A 20,143-nucleotide genomic window follows, 5' to 3' on the forward strand; every position below is an offset into this window, starting at 1 on the left:
AATGGCGGTGAGAAGATTGGTAACCCTCAACAATTTTGAATATGAAATTATTAAGAATTACAGAGAGGGCTTTAATGAAGAAGCATTAAACGCCCGTTTCAGTGATGTACTATCGAAGTATGATTACATCTTAGGCGACTGGGGCTACGGGCAACTGCGCCTAAAAGGTTTTTTTGACGACCGCAATGCAAAAGCGACATACGAGTCGAAAATCAGTACATTACAAGACTATCTCTACGAGTACTGCAATTTTGGTTGCGCTTATTTCGTCTTGCAAAAAGTCGGAAAGGTGAAACCTGCTACAACTGAACAAGACTAACGTGCTGAACCGCTTCGTGTGCAAATCCTTGCATGCCGAGCGGTTCATTATTTTGTCCAATATGATATGATGAAAAGGAATCATCCATACACAGGAGGGAATCATCGTGTACTTTATCGATCGAGCCAAAATTAACGAAACATTAGCTTATATGGAAAGCCTGTTGGCCTTATTTGAAGGGCACCAACAGTGGAATAAAGATAAAATCCATGCACTCGCCCTTGAACGCATCGCACATACAATTGTTGAATCGATCATCGACGTTGGCAACTCGATGATTGACGGTTTCATCATGCGTGATCCAGGAAGTTATGATGATATTATCGACATTATGGAAGATGAAAAAGTCATTACTAAAGAAATGGCAGATCCGCTGAAAAAAGTGCTTAGCCTGCGCAAAATGATTGTCCGCGAATTTGTCGCTGTCGATAATAAAGAGATTGAACATGTCCTTTATGAAAACAAAAATGAAATCCAAGCATTTGCTCATAATGTCCGTTATTACTTAGAAAACGAACTCGGCCCGGTCTCAGCCTTTAGTCCGGAGCAATAACAATGATCGACAAATACAAAGCAATTTGTTTGGATTTGGACGGAACGGTCTATCGGGGCAATGAAGTGATTCCCGAGTCATTGTCGTTCATTCAACAGCTGTTGGAACGTGGCATTGCACCTTATTATGTAACAAATAATTCGTCACTGACCGCTGAGCAATTTAAGCAGAAGCTAGGCAAAATGGGCATTGAGACGACGGCAGATCATATTCTGACATCGGCAATTGCTGCAGCAAAATATTGCAAAGAGCATTTTCCGAATGCAACGGTCAAAATGATTGGAGAAGAAGGGCTTCATGAGGCGCTTTCGGATGAAGGCATTCAACTGACAACGGATGCACCTGATGTCGTAGTTGTAGGCATCGACCGCAACATCACCTATGAAAAACTTGCGGAAGCCAGTTTGGCCATTCAAAATGGCGCACATTTTATTGCGACAAATGGGGATAAAGCGCTCCCGACTGAACGTGGTTTAGTCCCTGGCAACGGCTCATTCGTAAAACTGTTAGAGACAGCAACGGGCATTGAAGCGATTTATGTAGGCAAGCCAGAACCATACTTGTTGCAGTATATCCACGAAAAAGGCTATCGGAAAGAGGAGATGGTCATGATCGGGGACAATTATGACACAGATATTTTAGCAGGTATCCGCTTCGGTATCGATACGATTCATGTGGAAGGCGGCGTAACGTCTGCTGCACGCGTATTGGAACAAGTGGAACAACCGACGCACCTCTTTACGCATTTATTAGACGCAATAACTAAAAAAGTGTAGACAAAGTCGAAACGGACCTTGTCTACACCTAGAGTAGAAAGGGAGTACGAAAACATTCCTTTCTACTTTTTATTTGTTAAAATAACGGATTGTCTTCAATGAACTGATAGATTTTTTCTGTCAGCTCGTCAGGCGTGTCCGCTTGTACAACTTCTCCATTAACAAGTGCGTAAAGCGATTCAGCACATCGTGTACAGTAGCTGAGACAACCGTATTCAAGTACATCGATATTTGGGTCTCTTTCGAGTGCCTCCAATGTTTTTTGTGCGCCGTTCGCTAGATTGCTTATACAAAATTCAACGATCGGATTCAAGTCGATCACCTCACCTAGTAGAATGCTACTATGGATTCCTTTCTACGTCAATTGGGATGGCTTATTGTGAAATATCTCACAAACTGCTATAATCATTTGTGGGAACAATACGGAAAAACGATTGAAAAAGGAGATAGCTATGAGAAAACTTGTATTACTAGGTGCAGGATACGGGAATATGCGCATATTGCTTCGCCTGCTCAACAAAGAATTGCCAGCTGATCTCGAGATTACGTTAATTGACAGAACACCTTTTCACAGTTTGAAAACGGAATTCTACGCACTAGCAGCAGGGACATCACCTGATTCGGACGTGCGTGTTCCACTGCCAACACATGAACGCTTACACGTTGTTGAAGGTGAAATTGAAGAAATTCAACTGGAGGAGAAGTGCGTTTACCTCGCGAATGGAGAGGCAATTCGTTACGACGAGCTCGTCATCGGTCTTGGTTGCGAAGATAACTATCACGATGTACCAGGAGCTGAGGAATTTACGCACAGTATCCAGACGATTGGCAAATCCCGTGAGACATACAAGAAACTACAAGGACTTGGCGGGGGAGCAACGGTAGGAATTGTTGGTGCGGGTTTAAGTGGCATCGAATTGGCGAGTGAGTTGCGTGAAAGTCGTCCTGATTTGAAGATTAAGCTGTTCGACAGAGGACCGCGAATTTTGAAAGACTTTCCTGAGAGACTCAGTAACTTTGTAAAAGATTGGTTTGATAAGCATGAAGTTGAAGTCATTTCCAATAGCAATATTACGAAGGTCGAAGAGAACGTTCTTTACAATCATGAAGACAAAATTCCAGTAGATGCAGTCGTGTGGACAGCAGGCATTCAACCTGTCAGAAATGTTCGTGCGATGGATGTTGAAAAAGAACGAGGTCGGATCGTGCTTAATCAATACCACCAAATCCCTCAATACGAAAACGTCTATGTAGTTGGAGACATTGCAGCACTGCCGTTTGCACCAAGTGCCCAGTTAGCCGAGGAACAAGCGGAACAAATCGTCCGTGTGCTTCGTCTCGTCTGGAACAATGAGCCGCTTCCAAAAGAAATGCCAGAAATCAAACTAAAAGGGTTCATGGGTTCATTAGGAAAAAAGCAAGGCTTTGCCTACTTGGCAGACCGCACCGTAACAGGGCGTATTGCCAGATTATTGAAATCCGGTGTATTGTGGATGTATAAATGGCATAATGGGTAAGAAAACAGCCTTCACTCAACGCAAAGGAGTGAAGGCTGTTTGTTCTCATTTACAAGCATTCATTATCAATAAACCATTAAACTTGTGACACATATCCATGTTTTTCAAGCGCATTAAAAACTGGCTTCAACTGAATATAACCTTCGCCGATCACTTCATCATCAATTATGACAAGCGGGTAGAAATATTCGTCATTCAACACTTGCTCTGCAATTTCCTGTTGCTTCACATCCTGAATGTCTGCTTCAATATCGATGTAATCAATTTCAAACGGTTGGTCAGGGAACTTGCGCGTAATGGCAGCTTGCAACCACTCGTAGGTGTCTTTTGATGAAGGGGCATTCACACAGCTTGCGCAGACAATATCTGCACCATAAATTTCGATTTTCACTCTGTTTTTCGTCAATGAAAAAACTCCTTCCGTTTCTCTATTGGATTTTTTCTGCAATCCAGTTTATAATAAGTATAAGGAAAGGAGAGAAATAACACAATGACTGATACTGCAATGATGGAACCTGTACAAGAAGTATTAAATAAATTACGCCCATTCTTACTACGTGATGGCGGAGACTGTGAACTGGTCGATATTGAGGACGGTATTGTTAAGCTTCGCCTTTTAGGTGCTTGCGGCACGTGCCCAAGCTCGACGATCACATTGAAAGCTGGTATTGAACGCGCATTACTTGAAGAAGTCCCTGGCGTAGTGGAAGTAGAACAAGTATTTTAATTCAAATTAAAAACCGCATGTAGACCAATCTCGGGTTGGGCTAACCTAAATTATTGAGACAATATAAAACACCTTCGAAGTGATACACTTGTAAAAAGTACTTACATCGGAGGTGTTTTTGCGTGGGCAAAAACGTATATTCAAGCGAAGTGAAATGGTCAGTTGTAAAGGACAAACTTAGTGGTGAACTGACAACGAAAGAAATCATGGAGAAGCATGGAATCAAAAATAAATCACAGATTGAAACCTGGATGAGATGGTATCGGTCGAATGAAATTTATCGATTTGATCAGCCAATTGGAAAACAATATACCTTTGGTCATGGTCCAGAATTCGCCAGTGAAGACGATAAACGTGAACGACAGGTATCTCACTTGAAGATGGAGAACGAAATTTTAAAAAAGTACATGGAGTTAGAAATGGAGTTGAAAAAGAAATAGTCCTACAGATTGTAGAGAGGTTTAGAGGCAAATACACGGTTACAGCCATCCTAGGTGCGTTAGGCGTACCACGGGCAAACTTTTATAGATGGTGCGCTAAGGGATTCGTGGCGCAACTTACAGAGATAGAAGAAGCTATCATTAAATTATGTAAAAGCACAAAATATCGCAATGGACATAGAAAAATACGAGCTTTGTTAAAGGAAGAATGTAAAATTAAATTAAACCGAAATACAGTTCAAGCCATTATGCAAAAGCACAATTTACAATGCCGTATCAAGCCTAAACGGAAATGGAAATCCCAAGGAGAATGCATCATAATTGCTCCTGATCTTCTTAAGCGCAACTTTAACGCAAGTGCCCCAAACGAGAAGTGGGTAACAGATATAACTTATATTCAGTACGGAAGTACAACAAAATATCTTTCGACAATTATGGATCTATTTAATAACGAAATCGTCGCTTATAAATTATATGACCACCAACAGACGCCGCTTGTAATTGATACATTAAAGGCAGCGCTAGCTAAGCGGAATAACCCTAAGGGCGTGATTATACACTCGGATCAAGGAAGTGTTTACACGTCGTATGCATATCAAGGTTATGTTAAGGAGCACAATCTTGTAAGTAGTATGTCTCGTAGAGGAAACTGTTGGGATAATGCGGTGATTGAATCGTTTCATTCGAATTTGAAGTCTGAGGAATTTCAATATGTTAAATTCAACTCATTGGGTAATGAAGAGGTCAGCAAACGCATTATAGACTATTTAAATTATTATAATCAAGAACGTATCCAAGAAAAATTAGGCTACCTTACACCCTTAAAATACGGTGTAATGGCAGCCTAATCATGGTGTTTTATATGTGTCTCATCAGTCTAGGTCCATGCGGTTTTATCATTTAAAAAGCAGTTTGACGCTCCGTTTAGCCACTTTGTTTTTTGACCTCACGAATTTCATGCCATCTCTCTTTTGCCATCTCCACGATTTTCGGTTCAATTGATGTCCGTTGATTTTCAATGACACGGGAAAAATTCCGAGTGGCCGCGTCCCGATCCCCAATTGCATGGGAAAGCTCGGCCATTAAATACAAAACTCTTGTTTCAGACATTTGTGTCCCGACGTAATCCCCTTCAGTATAAGCTTCCGTATACAAATCACGTGCAATGGAACGAAAACGTTTTTCCATTGTCACATCTTGCCGCTCCTTATAGAGCCACGCGATTCGAAGGATAATCCCCGCCATCGTCAACGCCTTTTCTTTTTTAATGCTTGCACTCAAATAGGCAAGTTTGTAGGTTTCAATTGCTTCGTCAATCGTCCGTTCTTCGCCGAAAGACCTACCGCTCCATAACGAAGTAATGGTCTTCGTAATCTCATTTTTCACACCAGGAGCAAAGTACGTCGAAAAATCTTCGGTAAAAGAAAATCCACAATGTGGACAAACGGCAACATGATAAAATAATGGGTTATTTGAAGGATCCGCATAAATGGGTTTAAAATCTTGTTCGTGTTCGACAACTCGGACGAACCGAGACCGAATCTTTGTTGTAGTAAATTTATCCTTGCAATTTAAGCATTCCATTTTCTTTATATATACAGGACTTATTTCCATGCGTCATCATCCTTTCGCACTATAAATTCATTATACATCATTTCCGTCTAGATGGAGTAATTTTGATTGCGAAACTTACAGAATCATTGTTATGATAAAGAAAAGCGGGAAGGTGAATGGATATGAAACAATACGTTGAAGTTACAGAAGCTGCTGCTTATCACGTAAAACAGATGATGGTACACAACGAAGAAGAAGGATCGTTTCTGCGTGTTGCTGTGAATGGTGGAGGATGCAGTGGTTTAACATACGGATTAGGCTTCGAACAAGAACAAACAGAGGATGATTTCCTTTTAGAACAACATGGGATTCAAATTGTCGTGTCAAAAGAGGATGCAGCCATTCTCGATGGTACAAAAGTCGATTATAAAGAATCTCTTATGGGTGGCGGTTTTACGATCGAAAACCCGAATGCCATCGCATCATGTGGTTGCGGAACTTCATTCAGAACAGCTAAAAAAGAAGGCACACCCCAATCGTGTGATTAATCAATAACGCCCTCTTTCGCAGAGATAAATCCATTGTAATGGCTCTCTAGCGAAAGGGGGTCTTTCATCGTAAGTTCAATTTCGCGAAATTTTAACTTTAAAGTGTTGAAAAAAACCACCAAAAGGGCTACTATTGTAAGGTAGAAGTTTGTCGAATATAGACAAATGCCAGGACTGAGCAAATCGTCGCATGAACCGATTGTCAACGGACCCGGCACATAATAAATTTAAAGGTGGTTTCGATTTTCGTGAAAAGACCGACAATCTTAGTATTAGGTGCGGGTTACGGCGGTTTATCCACAGTCGTCAACTTGCAGAAATCTATTGGTACTGACGAGGCGGACATAGTACTTATTAACAAGAATGACTATCACTATGAGTCAACTTGGTTGCACGAAGCTGCAGCAGGAACAATGACTCCTGAGCAAGTTCGTTATGATGTGAAAGATGTCATTAACGAAGGCAAAGTGAAATTCATTAAAGCAGAAGTACAAGGTATTGATATCCCAGGAAAAGTGGTAACAACAAATGTTGGAACACACACGTACGATTATTTAGTCATCGCTCTTGGATTCGAAGGGGAAACGTTTGGTATTAAAGGATTGGATAAATACGCTTTGTCCATCGCCAACGTGAAAGCTGCCCGTCAAATCCGTGAACATATTGAATACCAATTTGCAACATGGTCACTTGAAGAGGAAAAAGACGATAGCCGTTTAACGATCGTTGTCGGTGGTGCAGGTTTCACAGGAATTGAATTCCTAGGTGAGCTTGGTAACCGAGTTCCTGAACTTTGCAAGGAATTCGACGTTCCTGCAGAGAAGGTCCGTGTCATTTGTGTGGAAGCAGCTCCAATGGTATTGCCTGGATTTGATCCGGAGCTAGTGGATTACGCAGTAAGACAATTGAAAGCGAAAGGCATCGAATTCTCGATTGGTACGCCGGTTGTAGAAGCGACTCCTGAAGGCGTTAACATCAAAAAAGGTGAAGACGAGTTTGAATTCATCAAAGCTGGAACTGTCGTATGGGCAGCAGGTGTCCGAGGCAACCGTTTGATCGAAGAGACAGGCATTGAAAACATGCGTGCACGTGTCAAAGTCGAAAAAGACCTTCGTGCGCCAGGACATGACGATGTATTTATCGTTGGTGACTGTGCATTGATGATCAATGAAGAAACAAACCGTCCATACCCACCAACTGCCCAAATCGCGATGCAACAAGGCGATATGTGTGCGAACAACTTGATCGCATTGATCAAAGGCCAACCGACTGCAGAATTTGTTCCTGATCTAAAAGGTAGTATCGCATCTCTAGGCGATGACGATGCAATCGGTGTTGCATTCGGTAAGAAATTGTTCGGTAAGAAAGCATCATTCATGAAGAAGATGGTTGACAACCGTGCATTGTTCTTGATCGGTGGAGTTGGTTTGACTATCAAAAAAGGTAAGTTCAACGTACTGAAATAATTGTAAGCTAATTATCTATTTGCACCTGCCTATCCATTGGGCAGGTGTATTTTTTCATTCATAGATTGGCGTGTGAATTGCGTAGATTTGTATGTAGAGGAGGGGATGTAAGTGTCACGTACGAAAAGGGGGAGCGTTTGGCTTGGGGCAGCAGGCATTGTCATGAACGGAAATGGTGAGTGGCTTGTCGTAAAAAAGAAGTATGGCGGCTTAAAAGGGATCTGGTCCTTTCCAGCAGGCTTTGTCGATCATACTGAAACAGCTGATCAGGCAGCAATTCGTGAAGTGAAAGAAGAAACTGGGCTCGATTGTCAATTGGAAGGCATGGTCGGCTTCCGCACGGGTGTACTAACAGGGGGCATTAGCGATAACTTAGTGATGTTCTTATTACGGCCAATAGATGAAACCCAGCTATTGGTTCCACAAGAAAGAGAAATTGAAGAAGTCGCATGGAAAACACCCTTTGCGTTAAAAGAAGAACCACATGCTTCTGCGATGATAAAAGAAATTGCAGAACGAGCCATTGAATCCGGTTTGTTGGAAATGGAAGAAATGGATCCAGGCACATGGTTCGGCTATACATCTTATAAACTATTTTTCAAAAAATAAGCGTCTTTTGCAAGACACTCTTGACAAATCTATGAACTGATCGTGTTTCATTGAAAGCCTTTGCTCATTGCTGTAAAATGGGGAGAGGAAAGCGGAGGTAGAAAAATTGGGAACTATTTCATTGACGCATGTCGTCTTGTCTATAATCATTTTCATGGTAATGTTTTTCGGAATCGGATTTTTATTAAATATGTTACTCCGTATGACGTGGTTAATGGCTATTATTTATCCAATTGTTGTCATTTTAATTATTGACGAAGTAAAAGTGTACGAGTATTTTACAAATCCTGGCGGATCGTTTGGCATGCTTGGCGATAAAATACTGTCGTTACATACTGCAGATATTATCATTTTGACAAGCGGATTCGTGGGCGCAATTATCTCTGGATTTGTGATGAAGCTCCTACGTAAGCAAGGCTACCAAATGTTCTAATGCTTATGATGAGGTGTCTCTTTTTTAGAGGCATCTTTTTTATTTTGTTAAAGCACGGCCAAAATCTCTAAAAGCGTAATGTCTTGCTCAAAGCAGTCTGTCCCGGTCATAGCGCGACATGTGCTCCGCGCCACCCAAAAGCGAGCTCCCGGCAGGCTTACCAAATAAAAAACAGGATTGTCCCAGAGGAGTCGGTAATCCCGTCTCCCCGTTCAATCCTGTTAGCGCTTGTAAAGCGAGCTGTCATCCTACAAAAAATGAGTATGTGAGTACGGAAATGAGGATTCCTGTCATAGCTCCTGCAAATACCTCGCTAGGTTTGTGCCCCAGTAATGTTTTCAGCTCCATAATTTTCTGTTGGCCGTCTTTTTGTGGCCAGCCTTTTACTTCTTGGACGAATGTTTGAAAATCTAATCGCATTTGATTGATAATGAGCGCTTGTTGTCCGGCTTGGTAGCGGATACCGGTTGCGTCGAACATGACGATCACTGCAAAAATGGCCGATACGGCGAATAACGGAGAATCGAGTCCGACTTCATAAGCGATTGCGGTCGTTAATGCAGTGACAGCAGCGGAATGAGAACTTGGCATCCCACCTGTGGACGTCATTAATTTCCAGTCTAACTTGCGTGTTAATAAAAAGTGAATCGGGATTTTGACGAACTGGGCGAAAAATATCGCGAATAATGCCGCAAGGAGCGGTGTGTTTTGCAAGAGGGCCATTAAAACCACTCCTTTTCTAAAAAATGAAAATTATATACTTAGTATACCATATTGTGCCGTTTGTTCATGATAGTCCGACTTCCGAATTAATCTTTTTTGTTCGGTCTTCCGATGGTATATAATAGAATATGTATGAAAACGGGGAGGTAGTCAAATGAAAGCATCATTTATTGGGAAAGAATTTAATGCGGTAAAAGCTGGAACACTGATCATCGGGGTGCCTGAACATCCGGAAAACACGGAAGGCTGGGATGTATTCGCTCACTCATTTAGTCCGCTTCTTATGGAATGGGTCAAATCCGGAGATGTGTCGACTGAATTTAAGAAGGTTGTAAAGATGCCGGCATTGTCAGCGGGACAATATGAGCGTGTTTTATTCGTTGGAGTAGGCCCGTCCAAACAATTGACTGTGGACCGTTTGCGTCAATTGTTTGCGACAGTCGGAAGAGATTTAAAGAGCGCTAAAGCTTCTACTGTTGCCGTTTGGACAGCGCCATTCACAAATGACGAGCTGACATGTGAAGATGTCGTTTTCGCAGCGGCAGAAGGCATTGGAATGGGTAGTTACCAATTCAATGGCTACCGGACAGATTCCAATGAGAAGGACGTAACGCTTGAGGAGATTGCGTTTTTGACGGACGCAGAGGAAGAGGATTTAAAAGCTGCATTTGAAGTCGGTCAAGCCTATGCTACAGCTGTCAACGAAGCACGGACGTTAGTCAATATGCCACCAAACATGTTAACAGCAACAAAAATGGCGGACTACGCAAAAGAACTTGCAGCTACGTATGATTTTGAAATCGACGTGTTAGGCAAGCAAGAGATGGAAGAGCTCGGCATGGGTGCGATTTTAGCAGTTAATAAAGGTTCTGTTGAGGAACCTCGACTCATTGTTATGAAATATGCCGGTACGGAGCAATGGGAAGACGTTGTCGGTCTTGTCGGAAAAGGGGTCACATACGATACAGGCGGTTATTCATTGAAACCTCGTGACGGTATGGTGGGCATGAAAGGCGACATGGGTGGTGCAGCAGCTGTTTTAGGAGCGATGCGCATTATTGGTGAATTGCGTCCTGCAAAAAATGTCATTGCAGTCATTGGCGCGACGGATAACATGATTTCAGGTGAAGCGTTGAAGCCGGACGATGTAATTACTTCGCTCAGTGGCAAAACGATTGAAGTGCTCAATACGGACGCTGAAGGAAGACTCGTGCTTGCAGATGCTGTGACGTACGCATTGCAATCAGGTGCTAATTACATCATTGACGTTGCAACACTTACAGGTGGCGTAATTGTTGCGCTTGGGAATGATAAAACAGGTGCATTGACAAATAATGAAGCGTTCTTTGAGGAATTCATGCAAGCATCTCTTGAGACAGGTGAATTCGTCTGGCGCTTACCGCTTACTGAAAATGATAAAAAGCGGATTCGTAAAAGTGATGTTGCAGACTTGAACAACTCTCCAGGAAGAGATGGACATATGATATTCGGTGGTGGATTTGTCGGTGAGTTTGCAGGAGATACCCCTTGGATCCATCTAGACATCGCAGGCACGTCGGATGCGTCAGCGGCACATGACCTTGGTCCAAAAGGTGGAACGGGCGTAATGGTACGTACCCTTGCGACAATTGTTGAACGGATGGCGGATGAAGAAGCGTAATTGTTAAGTTGGCACATGCCCATTCATATAGTTTTCTAGGAATGCACACAGATGATAGGCGTTCATCCCTCTACACTTCGCCCGCTTTGAATAGGATAAGTGAGAAAGGGGGATGGCGATGTCACGGAATTCTAGAAGACATGGTGGTTTTGGAGGATTTGGTGGAGGCTTTGGTAATCAAGGATTCGGCTTTGGTTTTGGCGGACCGTTTTTAGGTGGATTATTCGGGAGCTTTTTAGGAAGTGCATTATACCCTAATTATTATGGCGGACAAAATTATTACCCATATTACCCGTATTATCCATACCCATACTATCCATACGGATACCCACAGTATTACAATAGACCACCATATGGTTACTATTAAAAAACACACCCGGCTAACAGTTTATGCCGGGTGTGTTTTTTAATCTTTCCGTTGCTGCGCGTATTTCTTCTTTCCTTCTGCTACTGCTTTTTCTAAATCATCACCAACCGTCATATCAGTCGGTTTAATGCCTGACATGTACGCAGCGCGTCCCATTAAATGGCCTCCGATTGGAGAAGTGATGAAGAGGAAGGCGATACCAAGTAGAAGCTGGATACTGAAATGCCCTTCATTCAACCAAAAATGAAAGAATACGCCTAACAGAATGCTTAACACACCAAGCGTGGCACTTTTGGACGCTGCGTGTGCACGTGTATAGACATCGGGCAATCGTAAAATCCCAACCATTGTGACAATCGTAAAAATGGTCCCAACGATGATCGGTACGACAATGAGAATGTTAACGATTACGTTCACGTTCGATAATCTCTCCTCTCTCGATGAACTTGGAGAATGATACCGTTCCGATAAACGACATGATTGCAATGAGCAAGATGACGTCTATGAAGAAGGGGGTGTCAAACAAGATAGAGAGAAGCGCTATCGTGGAAATGAGCATGACACCGATGCTATCCAAGGATATGAGTCGGTCAGGAACTGAAGGGCCACGAAAGACACGATACAGGACGCCGACCATTGATAGTACGATGAGGATCAAGCAAACCCAAATAAAGACCATCATCCGCGACTCACCTCCAAAATTGCTTTCTCAAACGAATTTTTAATCGAATCAATCGCTTCATCCACATCTTCAACGTCAATTGCATGGATGTACAGAGTCCGTTGATCATTTGACACGTGAAGGACAAGTGTACCAGGCGTCAGTGTGATCAAACTTGCAAGTAATGTAATTTCCCAATCATGTTCCAATTCCGTCGGTAACGCAAAAATGGATGGTTGGATATTTAATTTCGGCCGAATGACGAGCATAAGAACCGAAATATTTGATAGTGTTAGTTCTTTGAAAAACAGTAGAACGAGTTTGATTGCTGCCCATAGACGCCAAATATACAATCTAGACGTAAAGAAACGCCTTGTGACGAACAGTAGCCCTAACCCGATTAGAAATCCAATGATAAATGTTGTTGCTGTCAGTGAGGAGCTCATGAACATCCAAACGACAGCGATGAAAACGTTCAATAGTATTTGAAATGCCATCGACATTCACTCCTCACTTTAGCACCGCATCAATATAGATGGATGGTTGTAGTAATACGTCTGTAGCGTCTGTCATGAACGGCATGAGCCATTCTGTGCCGACACCATAGAAGATAGACAGCACAACTAAGATGACTGCTGGGAGCATAAGACGCTTGTATGTTTGATTGCTCGTCTTCGGATACGATGTAGCAGGATCTCCCCCCAGAACGCATAGATGAAAATGCGGATGACCGATAACAGGACGACGAGACTGGATGCCAATATGATGATTGCACCCCACACATTTCCTGCTTCAAACGCACCTTGTACGATTAATAGCTTCCCTACAAATCCACTTAATGGTGGAATACCTGCTAAACCGAACGCTGCAACCAAGTACACCCATCCGAGTGGGGCATGCGTTTTCATAAGTCCACCCATCTTACGTAAATTGGAAGTACCTGTCACGTAAATGATGATGCCGATCAGGAGGAAAAGAGCCGCCTTGATCAACATATCGTGTATCAAATAAAACACAGCACCCGAAACACCTGGTTCGTTCATTTGCGCTGCGCCATATAAAATGACGCCGACTGCAATGACAATGTTGTAAATAATAATTTGTTTTAAGTCAAAATACGCTAATGCTCCGATACAGCCAATTAAAACAGTCAAGATCGCGAGCACCATTAAAATCTCGTGCGTAACGCCAGTGTCATGAACGAAAAACAATGTGTACGTTCGCATAATGGCATAGACACCGACTTTCGTCAGTAACGCACCAAAGAGGGCAAGCACGGGAATTGGCGGTGCTGCATAGGCGTTCGGAAGCCAGAAGTGCAACGGGAAAATAGATCCTTTTATCCCGAAAACAATGAGCATCAGTACAGCGATGACTGTTACAATGCCAGGCTGTTGGATGTCTGCGATCTTTACGGAAATGTCAGCCATATTCAATGTTCCAACGACGGAATACAAATAGGCAACTGTAATAACGAAAAATGCAGAAGACACGACATTTATCAATATGTACTTGATTGATTCACGTAATTGCTTCTTCTCTCCACCAAGGCCGATCAATACGTACGAAGCAATGAGTAACACTTCAAAGAAGACAAACAAGTTGAAAATATCGCCTGTTGTAAATGCGCCATTCACGCCTGTTACCATGAACAGCATTGCGGGGTAGTAAAAGAAACGTTCCCTTTCTTTGCCGATGGATGAAAAGCTGTAAATGACAACAAACAGTGTTAATAAGAGTGTTGTCGTGACGAGTAAGGCAGAAAACATATCCGACACCATGGAAATACCAAATGGAGCCGGCCAACTACCGAGCGTCACGGATTGTACCCCTTCTGTATGAACTGTTTTTACAAGCCACAAGGAAGCGCCTAAGCTAACAATGACACCAATAAGGGTGAGTACCCGCTGTACTTTCACTTGCTCTTTAAAGAACAACAAGGCAATCGCGAAAAAGAAAGGGAGAATGATCGGGAATAATAATAGATTAATCATGTTCGTCATTTCCTTTCAATTGATTCATATTATCGGTCTTATGCACTGCATACGCCCGATACGCAACGACTAAAATGAACGCCGTCACACCGAAGCTAATAACAATTGCCGTTAAGATAAGCGCTTGCGGCAACGGATCTGCATAATCTGTAACGCCTTCAGCCAAAACCGGAGGAGAGACACCGCCAAGTCCGCCCATTGTCAAGATGAGAAGATGAGCGCCGTGGCTTAACAGACCCGTTCCGATAATGATTTTCAAAATACTTCTCGACAAGATTAAGTAGACAGCAGCCATAAACAATATCCCGATGAGAATCGCCATTAATAACTCCATTACGAATCCCCTCCAATTGACTGGATAATGGTAATTGCAGAGCCTACAACAACGAGAAAGACACCCGCATCAAACAACATGGCTGTATGCAATGAAGTTTTCCCAAATAGCGGCAACGTGTAGTAATCAAAAGCATGCGTAAAGAACGGCACGTTAAAAAAGATGGCACCAGCTGCAGTGCCGAGAGCTAATACTAATCCGACAGCTGTCATGATGATGAAGTTAAACGGCAACGCTTTTTGGACTGTTTCCAAGTCGAATGCCAGTAATAGCAATACGATTGCGCCTGTCGTCAGCAATCCACCGACAAATCCTCCACCTGGCGTATAGTGGCCTGCAAAGAAGATGTGGATCGAGAAAAGGAAAATGATGAAAGTGATTACTTTAGTTGTCGTTTGTAAGATGACATCATTTGTTTTCATCAGTATTCTCCTTTCTTGCAAGTCGAAGTTTTATCATGCTGAATATCCCAAACCCTGCGATCGCCAAGACGGCAATTTCAAACAATGTATCAAATCCACGGTAATCCACTAAGATGACGTTAACGATATTCCCGCCGCCTGCTTCCGTCTTCACGGTATCTTTGTAGTACTGCGAAATCGAATCGACAAGCTTCGTCGAATGTGCAGATAATGCAACTAATGTAACGGTTACGCCGACACCGAGCGCGATGATTGCATTCAACAATTTGTTCGGCTTCGTTTCACCGTGATCGGAAAGCTTTGGCAAATGCTGAAATGCCAACAGGAACAGTGCAACAGAAATCGTCTCGATAACAAGCTGTGTAAGGGCTAAGTCAGGTGCTTTGAAGATGACAAAGAACAACGCCACTGAGTAACCGACAGCTCCAAGTGAAATAATCGCACTCAGTCTCGTCTTAGATAGCAACACAAATGCGACTGCCAACAAAAGGATAATGGCATTGATGACGCCATACGTACTAATGTCCGAGAAGCTGTCCATATCGACGACAAATGCATCTTTCATGAAAAGCACTACAATCGTCAGAATCGACAAGAACGCAAACGTGTAAATTAAATACGAACGAATGAGTCCCGTCATATACAAGCGGGAAATTCGATTCATTCCTTTTTCACTGAACAACATCGTCGAATCGTATAAAGCATTCAACGTTAAATAGTTCGGTTGGACAGCATAGAATTTCTGCCATTTCGCTAATGATAAGTAGAGCAGTGCTCCTATTAAAATTACAGCGATAGTCATCCAAAGCTCTGGGGCATCAAACCCATGCCATGCTGACACATGAATGGCCACTTCAGACGGATGGCTATATTGGTAAGGCTGAATCGCTGTGACAGCTGGTTTTACAAGCCATTTACCAACTAGATTTGGAATGAAGAAAATCGTAACAACAAGTGAAGCCAAAATCATTGGAGATACGAGCATACCAATAGGTGCTTCATGCGGTTGAACCGGTAACGGCTCGTCCTTGCGCTTGCCTGCAAACGTTCTAAATACAAAGTAGCAGCTATAAATGAACGTGAACACACTCGCAATCCATGCAACAATCGGGAATAAAATGCCCCACGTATCAAAATTGAACAATTCGAAGTTTCCGATCGCCAACATCGCCGTTAAAAACATCTCTTTACTGAGGAATCCATTGAATGGTGGGACACCGGCCATAGACATAGAGCCAATGAACGCGACCGTAAAGCTAATTGGCATAATGCTCATTAACCCACCTAGCTTGCGAATATCCCGTGTACCCGTTTCATGGTCAACGATTCCTGCAATCATAAACAAGCTACCTTTAAATGTTGCATGGTTAATTAAATGGAAAATCGCTGCGAACATGGCGAAGGTAAACATCTCTTCATTCGAATGAAATGTAATCGCACCTGCTCCAAGTAACGACATAATTAAACCGAGCTGACTCACAGTAGAGAAAGCCAAAATTGCTTTCAAATCTGTCTGTTTCACAGCGAAGAAGGAGCCCCAGAATAATGTGAGCAATCCAATTCCGGTAACAAGCCAAATCCACACTTCGGAAGCAGCGAAAATCGGGGTAAATCTAGCAACTACATACAATCCTGCTTTTACCATCGTAGCAGAGTGCAAGTATGCACTTACAGGTGTAGGCGCTTCCATCGCATCGGGCAACCAAATGTAGAAAGGGAACTGTGCGGATTTTGTAAAAGCACCGAGCAAGATGAGTACTAACGCTAACGTAAAGAACTCATGTCCGACAAACGTCGAGGATTGAGCAATCAGCTCACGAATGGAAAAGCTTCCACCCATAATGCCAAGGAGGATAAAACCACCGAGCATCATCAATCCACCAAAAACTGTGATCATCATCGATTTTAATGCACCGAAACGTGAACGATCACGTGTGAACCAATAACCGATTAACAGGAATGAGGAAATTGACGTCAGTTCCCAGAACAAATAAAGAGAAATGACATTGTCGGATTGAACGACACCGAGCATTGCGCTCATAAAAATAAGAAGGTAGACGTAAAAATTGCCTAACTTCTCACGTGTCTTATCCAGGTAAAAGATGGAGTACAAAACGACTAACGCACCAATTCCAGTAATAAGGAGAGAGAACAAAAGACTAAGCCCATCTAAATAGGACACAATTGAAATTCCTAGAGATGGAATCCATTGCAATTCAGATACGGCATGTCCACCATCCATAGTTGTTCCTATAAACGTTGTATAATAAAGGAATAACAGAACAGGGATGAATAGTACAAACCAACCAGTATGTATGCCTTTTACACTCCGATACAAAGAAGGAATGAACAAGGCGGCCGCAATCGGCAGGAATATCAGCAATACAAATTCCAAGAAAATCCTCCTTCCAATGAATGAATCATTATTCGTACATTGTTTAAAAGTATAACGTAAAATGAACGCTTTTGCATCGGTAACACGCCGACTTTATTGCGCGATTCGCTTCTCTTCCTATATTATAGGGAGGGTAAAATATTTGTTTTTTTGAGGTGCTTCATGAAAAATCCCTATCTTTTCGGCTATTTGCCTTTTTTGACAATTACGCTATTTAGTTTAACATTCGGTGTGTATATGGTTGGCATTTCCATGGAGTTCTTTAGCCAAGTGGGCTTATATACCGGAATGCGTGAATTCATGACAGACACACAGCTACGGCTATTCCTCCTGCTCATCTATTCACTCATTTTTTTCATGATTTTATCCGCTATGAAACTCATTGATGAAACGATTCATGAAACCGCGATGCTTTTCTTTTCAAAGGATGCCGCAGGGGAGTCCTATTACGAAGCAAAAAGCGGGAATGTCATCTATTTTTTTGGTGCGCTCGCTTCTGTAGCAGGAATCCAATCTTTAAAAATCTTACTGGCAATCTTCCTTCTTACAACATTCATCTACTTTGTGTACCGTGTGTTTAGGCTCAGCAAATTTTTAACCGTTATACATACGATCAGCTTATTGTTTTTCGAAATCCTCGTTTGGGCAGTCTTCCTGTCCGTAATCGTCTATGTCATTCTAAAGCTATACAACGGTATGCTAGCAAGCCTTCCAGTTTCATAGAAGAAAAGAACATGATGAAAAACCGCAAGAATCCTCCTGCGGTTTTTCTAGGCGTTACGGATGACTTTCTGAACTCAATGCATTAAAAGCTTGTAAATGAATTTTTACTTTGCTGTATTTCTCAATTGATGCGGGTTTGTCAAATCCGATCCAAACCGCGGTCGTGTACGCATCATTCAACCCGGCAACCCATAAATCCTTATACCGATCCGTAGTTCCCGTTTTTGCACCTGTATACGTCGTTCGATACGTAATGCCTTTTCCAGTCCCGTTTACAACTACATCTTCAAGCAATGTGCGGATAGTTGCCGTAGTGGACGGAGACCAGACTTCTACAGGTTGCTCTTCCCACCGATAGAGAATGTCACCAGATCGGCTTTTAACCGTCCGTATTGCGTGAGGCTCCACGTACGTTCCGTCAACGAAACTGGAATAGGCGGATGCCAGTTCCAAGGGCGTAACACCGACTTGGAAACCACCGAGTGCTGCAGGATATGTGTAATCGGCTTTCGTAATATGCTCGAACTGAAACGGTTGCAAGTAGCCAAATGCCTTTTCGATGCCAACTTTTCGAAGCAATCGGACAGCTGCTGTATTATGGCTATGCCGGAACGCTTCCTTCAACGTCGTCGTTCCATATGTGTATCCGCCAATGTTTTGAGGACAGTAAGCACCGATACAAATAGCGCTACTATCGATGGGCGTTCGCTCGTTATACGGTCCGCTTTCAAGATAAGGAGCATAGACGAGCAAAGGCTTCATTGCTGACCCAGGTTGCCGTATAGCTCGATAAGCTCGATTAAAATCACCTTTTTGAAAGTCCTTCCCACCATACAGACTAACAATTTCCTTCGTCACATTGTCAATAACGACCGCTCCTGCTTGTAAATTCTTAGGCGTTACCAAAGCAGACATCCGTGCTTCATCGCTTCGTTGCTTTTTTGAATGAAGTGCCGTCTCAATTTGAATGCCACTCGTCATCACTTCTGCGGTTCTGCGTTTTAACGCATCTTTATGTAGCTGCTTTTCATCGTCCGTTTTTGCTTGCCGAATTTTATGCTCAAACCCTTCCACTCTACCAATCAATTTCTCTAATTCAGCTAATACGTAAGAGCTGTACATCGCATGTTCATTAGCTTTTCGTTTCACATGAAGTTGAATCGGCTCTTGTTGTAAGGCTGTCGCTTCTTCCGCTGAAATGATATCATTGTTCGCGAGTACCGATAAAAGCAGTTCCTGCCTCTTTTTTGTCTTGTCAAAATGCTTCAATGGATCATAGCGGGAAGGATTATTTGGAATCGCAGCAAGAAAAGCTATTTCCGCATGCGTCAACTCGCTAATCGGTCGACTGAAATAAAACGTTGCAGCTGCATCAATTCCATAAACTTGATTGCCAAAAAACATTTCGTTCATATACATTTCAAGGATTTCCTCTTTTGAAGCGTGTTTCTCCAATTCAGCTGCATAAAGGAGCTCCTTGAATTTACGTTCATACGTCTTTTCGTTCGTTAAAAATCGCATGCGTACAACTTGTTGCGTAATTGTCGAACCCCCTTGTTGCAGATCATCATTCGCAGCATTCACCGCAAAAGCTCTGAAGATCGCTGCAATGTCATATCCACGGTGTTCAAAAAATCCTTTATCTTCACTCGTTAGGAATAAATCTCTCGCGAAGAGGGGGATTTCATCGAGCGTAAGCGGTTGTCTCCATTCCACATATTCTTCCGCGAAGACCCGGCCATCCCGATCAGTCATCGATATAGGAATGGGTACAAAAGGCTCTGTTAACGTAATCGTATCATGCATGCTGTCCTGTAACTGTTTGCTATCGTTCCATTCTTTCACAATCCCTTGTTGGATCACATATAAGAGAGGGAACAGGAGTAGGATGAGGAGTAAACCTGTTACTTGTCTCACGTAGA

General features: G+C 42.6%; 23 protein-coding genes and 2 pseudogenes. 13 read left to right on the forward strand and 12 right to left on the reverse strand.

Features of this window, described 5'->3' with window-relative positions; all coding sequences use genetic code 11:
- The first annotated feature begins 1 nt into the window (after position 1).
- The 3 genes from ACVHUV_RS09205 (at position 2) to ACVHUV_RS09215 (ending at position 1,648) form a co-directional block, all read left to right on the forward strand.
- Positions 2-319, forward strand: a complete 318-nt coding sequence (locus ACVHUV_RS09205) for a YutD family protein (protein WP_317943961.1) — start codon at positions 2-4, stop codon at positions 317-319.
- 106 nt (positions 320-425) lie between these two features.
- A complete protein-coding gene (locus ACVHUV_RS09210; RefSeq protein WP_317943963.1) occupies positions 426-872 on the forward strand; it encodes a DUF86 domain-containing protein in 447 nt (148 codons plus the stop codon).
- A 2-nt stretch (positions 873-874) separates the two neighbouring features.
- The gene (locus ACVHUV_RS09215) at positions 875-1,648 is read left to right on the forward strand and encodes a TIGR01457 family HAD-type hydrolase (RefSeq protein ID WP_462086827.1); all 774 of its coding nucleotides are present in this window, start codon (positions 875-877) and stop codon (positions 1,646-1,648) included.
- Between the two features lie 76 nt (positions 1,649-1,724).
- Here the strand turns inward: ACVHUV_RS09215 and ACVHUV_RS09220 are convergent, their stop codons facing one another.
- Complete coding sequence (locus ACVHUV_RS09220; protein ID WP_317943966.1) at positions 1,725-1,961, reverse strand: YuzB family protein; 237 nt, start codon at positions 1,959-1,961, stop codon at positions 1,725-1,727.
- 139 nt (positions 1,962-2,100) lie between these two features.
- On the opposite strand from ACVHUV_RS09220, the gene ACVHUV_RS09225 reads away from it, so the two are divergent.
- Entirely contained in the window at positions 2,101-3,165 is a 1,065-nt protein-coding gene (locus ACVHUV_RS09225) for an NAD(P)/FAD-dependent oxidoreductase (protein WP_317943967.1), read from the forward strand.
- Positions 3,166-3,241: 76 nt separating this feature from the next.
- On the opposite strand, the gene ACVHUV_RS09230 is transcribed toward ACVHUV_RS09225, so the two are convergent.
- Complete coding sequence (locus tag ACVHUV_RS09230; RefSeq protein WP_371391830.1) at positions 3,242-3,571, reverse strand: YuzD family protein; 330 nt, start codon at positions 3,569-3,571, stop codon at positions 3,242-3,244.
- Between ACVHUV_RS09230 and ACVHUV_RS09235 the strand changes: the two are divergent.
- Both ACVHUV_RS09235 and ACVHUV_RS09240 read left to right on the forward strand, forming a co-directional pair.
- Positions 3,558-3,892, forward strand: a pseudogene (locus tag ACVHUV_RS09235) (NifU family protein). The gene ACVHUV_RS09230 and the pseudogene ACVHUV_RS09235 overlap by 14 nt on opposite strands.
- A gap of 122 nt (positions 3,893-4,014) precedes the next feature.
- Positions 4,015-5,180 (forward strand): IS3 family transposase gene (locus ACVHUV_RS09240; protein WP_462086828.1). Its coding sequence is split into 2 segments (ribosomal slippage): positions 4,015-4,291 and positions 4,291-5,180, totalling 1,167 coding nucleotides; the frame shifts between segments, so codons are not numbered across the junction.
- Positions 5,181-5,256: 76 nt separating this feature from the next.
- Here ACVHUV_RS09240 and ACVHUV_RS09245 read toward each other — a convergent pair.
- Positions 5,257-5,946: a DUF2225 domain-containing protein gene (locus ACVHUV_RS09245; RefSeq protein WP_317943970.1), complete on the reverse strand. Its 690-nt coding sequence runs from the start codon at positions 5,944-5,946 to the stop codon at positions 5,257-5,259.
- A gap of 122 nt (positions 5,947-6,068) precedes the next feature.
- Here ACVHUV_RS09245 and ACVHUV_RS09250 point away from each other — a divergent pair, with 122 nt between their 5' ends.
- The 4 genes from ACVHUV_RS09250 to ACVHUV_RS09265 all read left to right on the forward strand — a co-directional run bounded on the left by ACVHUV_RS09250 (position 6,069) and on the right by ACVHUV_RS09265 (position 8,942).
- On the forward strand, positions 6,069-6,434 hold the full coding sequence (locus tag ACVHUV_RS09250) for a HesB/IscA family protein (protein WP_317944035.1): 366 nt from the start codon (positions 6,069-6,071) through the stop codon (positions 6,432-6,434).
- Between the two features lie 248 nt (positions 6,435-6,682).
- The gene (locus ACVHUV_RS09255; RefSeq protein ID WP_371391728.1) at positions 6,683-7,900 is read left to right on the forward strand and encodes an NAD(P)/FAD-dependent oxidoreductase; all 1,218 of its coding nucleotides are present in this window, start codon (positions 6,683-6,685) and stop codon (positions 7,898-7,900) included.
- A gap of 111 nt (positions 7,901-8,011) precedes the next feature.
- Positions 8,012-8,509 carry an NUDIX domain-containing protein gene (locus tag ACVHUV_RS09260; protein WP_317943974.1) on the forward strand — a complete coding sequence of 166 codons (498 nt, stop codon included), beginning with the start codon at positions 8,012-8,014 and terminating at the stop codon, positions 8,507-8,509.
- Positions 8,510-8,615: 106 nt separating this feature from the next.
- Complete coding sequence (locus tag ACVHUV_RS09265) at positions 8,616-8,942, forward strand: YuiB family protein (RefSeq protein WP_462086829.1); 327 nt, start codon at positions 8,616-8,618, stop codon at positions 8,940-8,942.
- 243 nt (positions 8,943-9,185) lie between these two features.
- Here the strand turns inward: ACVHUV_RS09265 and ACVHUV_RS09270 are convergent, their stop codons facing one another.
- Positions 9,186-9,665: a divergent PAP2 family protein gene (locus tag ACVHUV_RS09270; RefSeq protein WP_317943978.1), complete on the reverse strand. Its 480-nt coding sequence runs from the start codon at positions 9,663-9,665 to the stop codon at positions 9,186-9,188.
- 154 nt (positions 9,666-9,819) lie between these two features.
- On the opposite strand from ACVHUV_RS09270, the gene ACVHUV_RS09275 reads away from it, so the two are divergent.
- Together ACVHUV_RS09275 and ACVHUV_RS09280 are read left to right on the forward strand one after the other, a co-directional pair.
- Entirely contained in the window at positions 9,820-11,325 is a 1,506-nt protein-coding gene (locus ACVHUV_RS09275) for a leucyl aminopeptidase (RefSeq protein ID WP_462086830.1), read from the forward strand.
- A gap of 118 nt (positions 11,326-11,443) precedes the next feature.
- Entirely contained in the window at positions 11,444-11,692 is a 249-nt protein-coding gene (locus tag ACVHUV_RS09280; protein ID WP_317943982.1) for a hypothetical protein, read from the forward strand.
- Between the two features lie 39 nt (positions 11,693-11,731).
- On the opposite strand, the gene mnhG is transcribed toward ACVHUV_RS09280, so the two are convergent.
- The 7 genes and pseudogenes from mnhG to ACVHUV_RS09315 form a co-directional block, all read right to left on the reverse strand.
- Complete coding sequence (gene mnhG / locus ACVHUV_RS09285; RefSeq protein ID WP_317943984.1) at positions 11,732-12,109, reverse strand: monovalent cation/H(+) antiporter subunit G; 378 nt, start codon at positions 12,107-12,109, stop codon at positions 11,732-11,734.
- Positions 12,093-12,374: a Na(+)/H(+) antiporter subunit F1 gene (locus ACVHUV_RS09290; RefSeq protein ID WP_317943986.1), complete on the reverse strand. Its 282-nt coding sequence runs from the start codon at positions 12,372-12,374 to the stop codon at positions 12,093-12,095. The genes mnhG and ACVHUV_RS09290 overlap by 17 nt, the downstream gene beginning before the upstream one ends.
- A complete protein-coding gene (locus tag ACVHUV_RS09295; protein WP_317943988.1) occupies positions 12,371-12,850 on the reverse strand; it encodes a Na+/H+ antiporter subunit E in 480 nt (159 codons plus the stop codon). The genes ACVHUV_RS09290 and ACVHUV_RS09295 overlap by 4 nt, the downstream gene beginning before the upstream one ends.
- A gap of 13 nt (positions 12,851-12,863) precedes the next feature.
- Positions 12,864-14,347, reverse strand: a pseudogene (locus tag ACVHUV_RS09300) (Na+/H+ antiporter subunit D).
- Positions 14,340-14,681 (reverse strand): Na(+)/H(+) antiporter subunit C, encoded by a 342-nt coding sequence (locus ACVHUV_RS09305; protein WP_317943992.1) that lies wholly within the window; start codon positions 14,679-14,681, stop codon positions 14,340-14,342. Before ACVHUV_RS09305 ends, ACVHUV_RS09300 begins: the two are co-directional and overlap by 8 nt.
- Entirely contained in the window at positions 14,681-15,103 is a 423-nt protein-coding gene (locus ACVHUV_RS09310; protein ID WP_317943993.1) for a Na(+)/H(+) antiporter subunit B, read from the reverse strand. Before ACVHUV_RS09310 ends, ACVHUV_RS09305 begins: the two co-directional genes overlap by 1 nt.
- Positions 15,090-17,498: a Na+/H+ antiporter subunit A gene (locus ACVHUV_RS09315; RefSeq protein WP_462086831.1), complete on the reverse strand. Its 2,409-nt coding sequence runs from the start codon at positions 17,496-17,498 to the stop codon at positions 15,090-15,092. The genes ACVHUV_RS09310 and ACVHUV_RS09315 overlap by 14 nt, the downstream gene beginning before the upstream one ends.
- Before the next feature lie 162 nt (positions 17,499-17,660).
- On the opposite strand from ACVHUV_RS09315, the gene ACVHUV_RS09320 reads away from it, so the two are divergent.
- Positions 17,661-18,221, forward strand: coding sequence for a DUF5366 family protein (locus tag ACVHUV_RS09320; RefSeq protein WP_462086832.1), 561 nt, complete (start codon positions 17,661-17,663; stop codon positions 18,219-18,221).
- A 54-nt stretch (positions 18,222-18,275) separates the two neighbouring features.
- Here ACVHUV_RS09320 and ACVHUV_RS09325 read toward each other — a convergent pair whose 3' ends face one another.
- Entirely contained in the window at positions 18,276-20,138 is a 1,863-nt protein-coding gene (locus ACVHUV_RS09325; RefSeq protein WP_462086833.1) for a transglycosylase domain-containing protein, read from the reverse strand.
- Between the last annotated feature and the right edge of the window lie 5 nt (positions 20,139-20,143).

The organism is Sporosarcina saromensis (genome assembly GCF_054901285.1).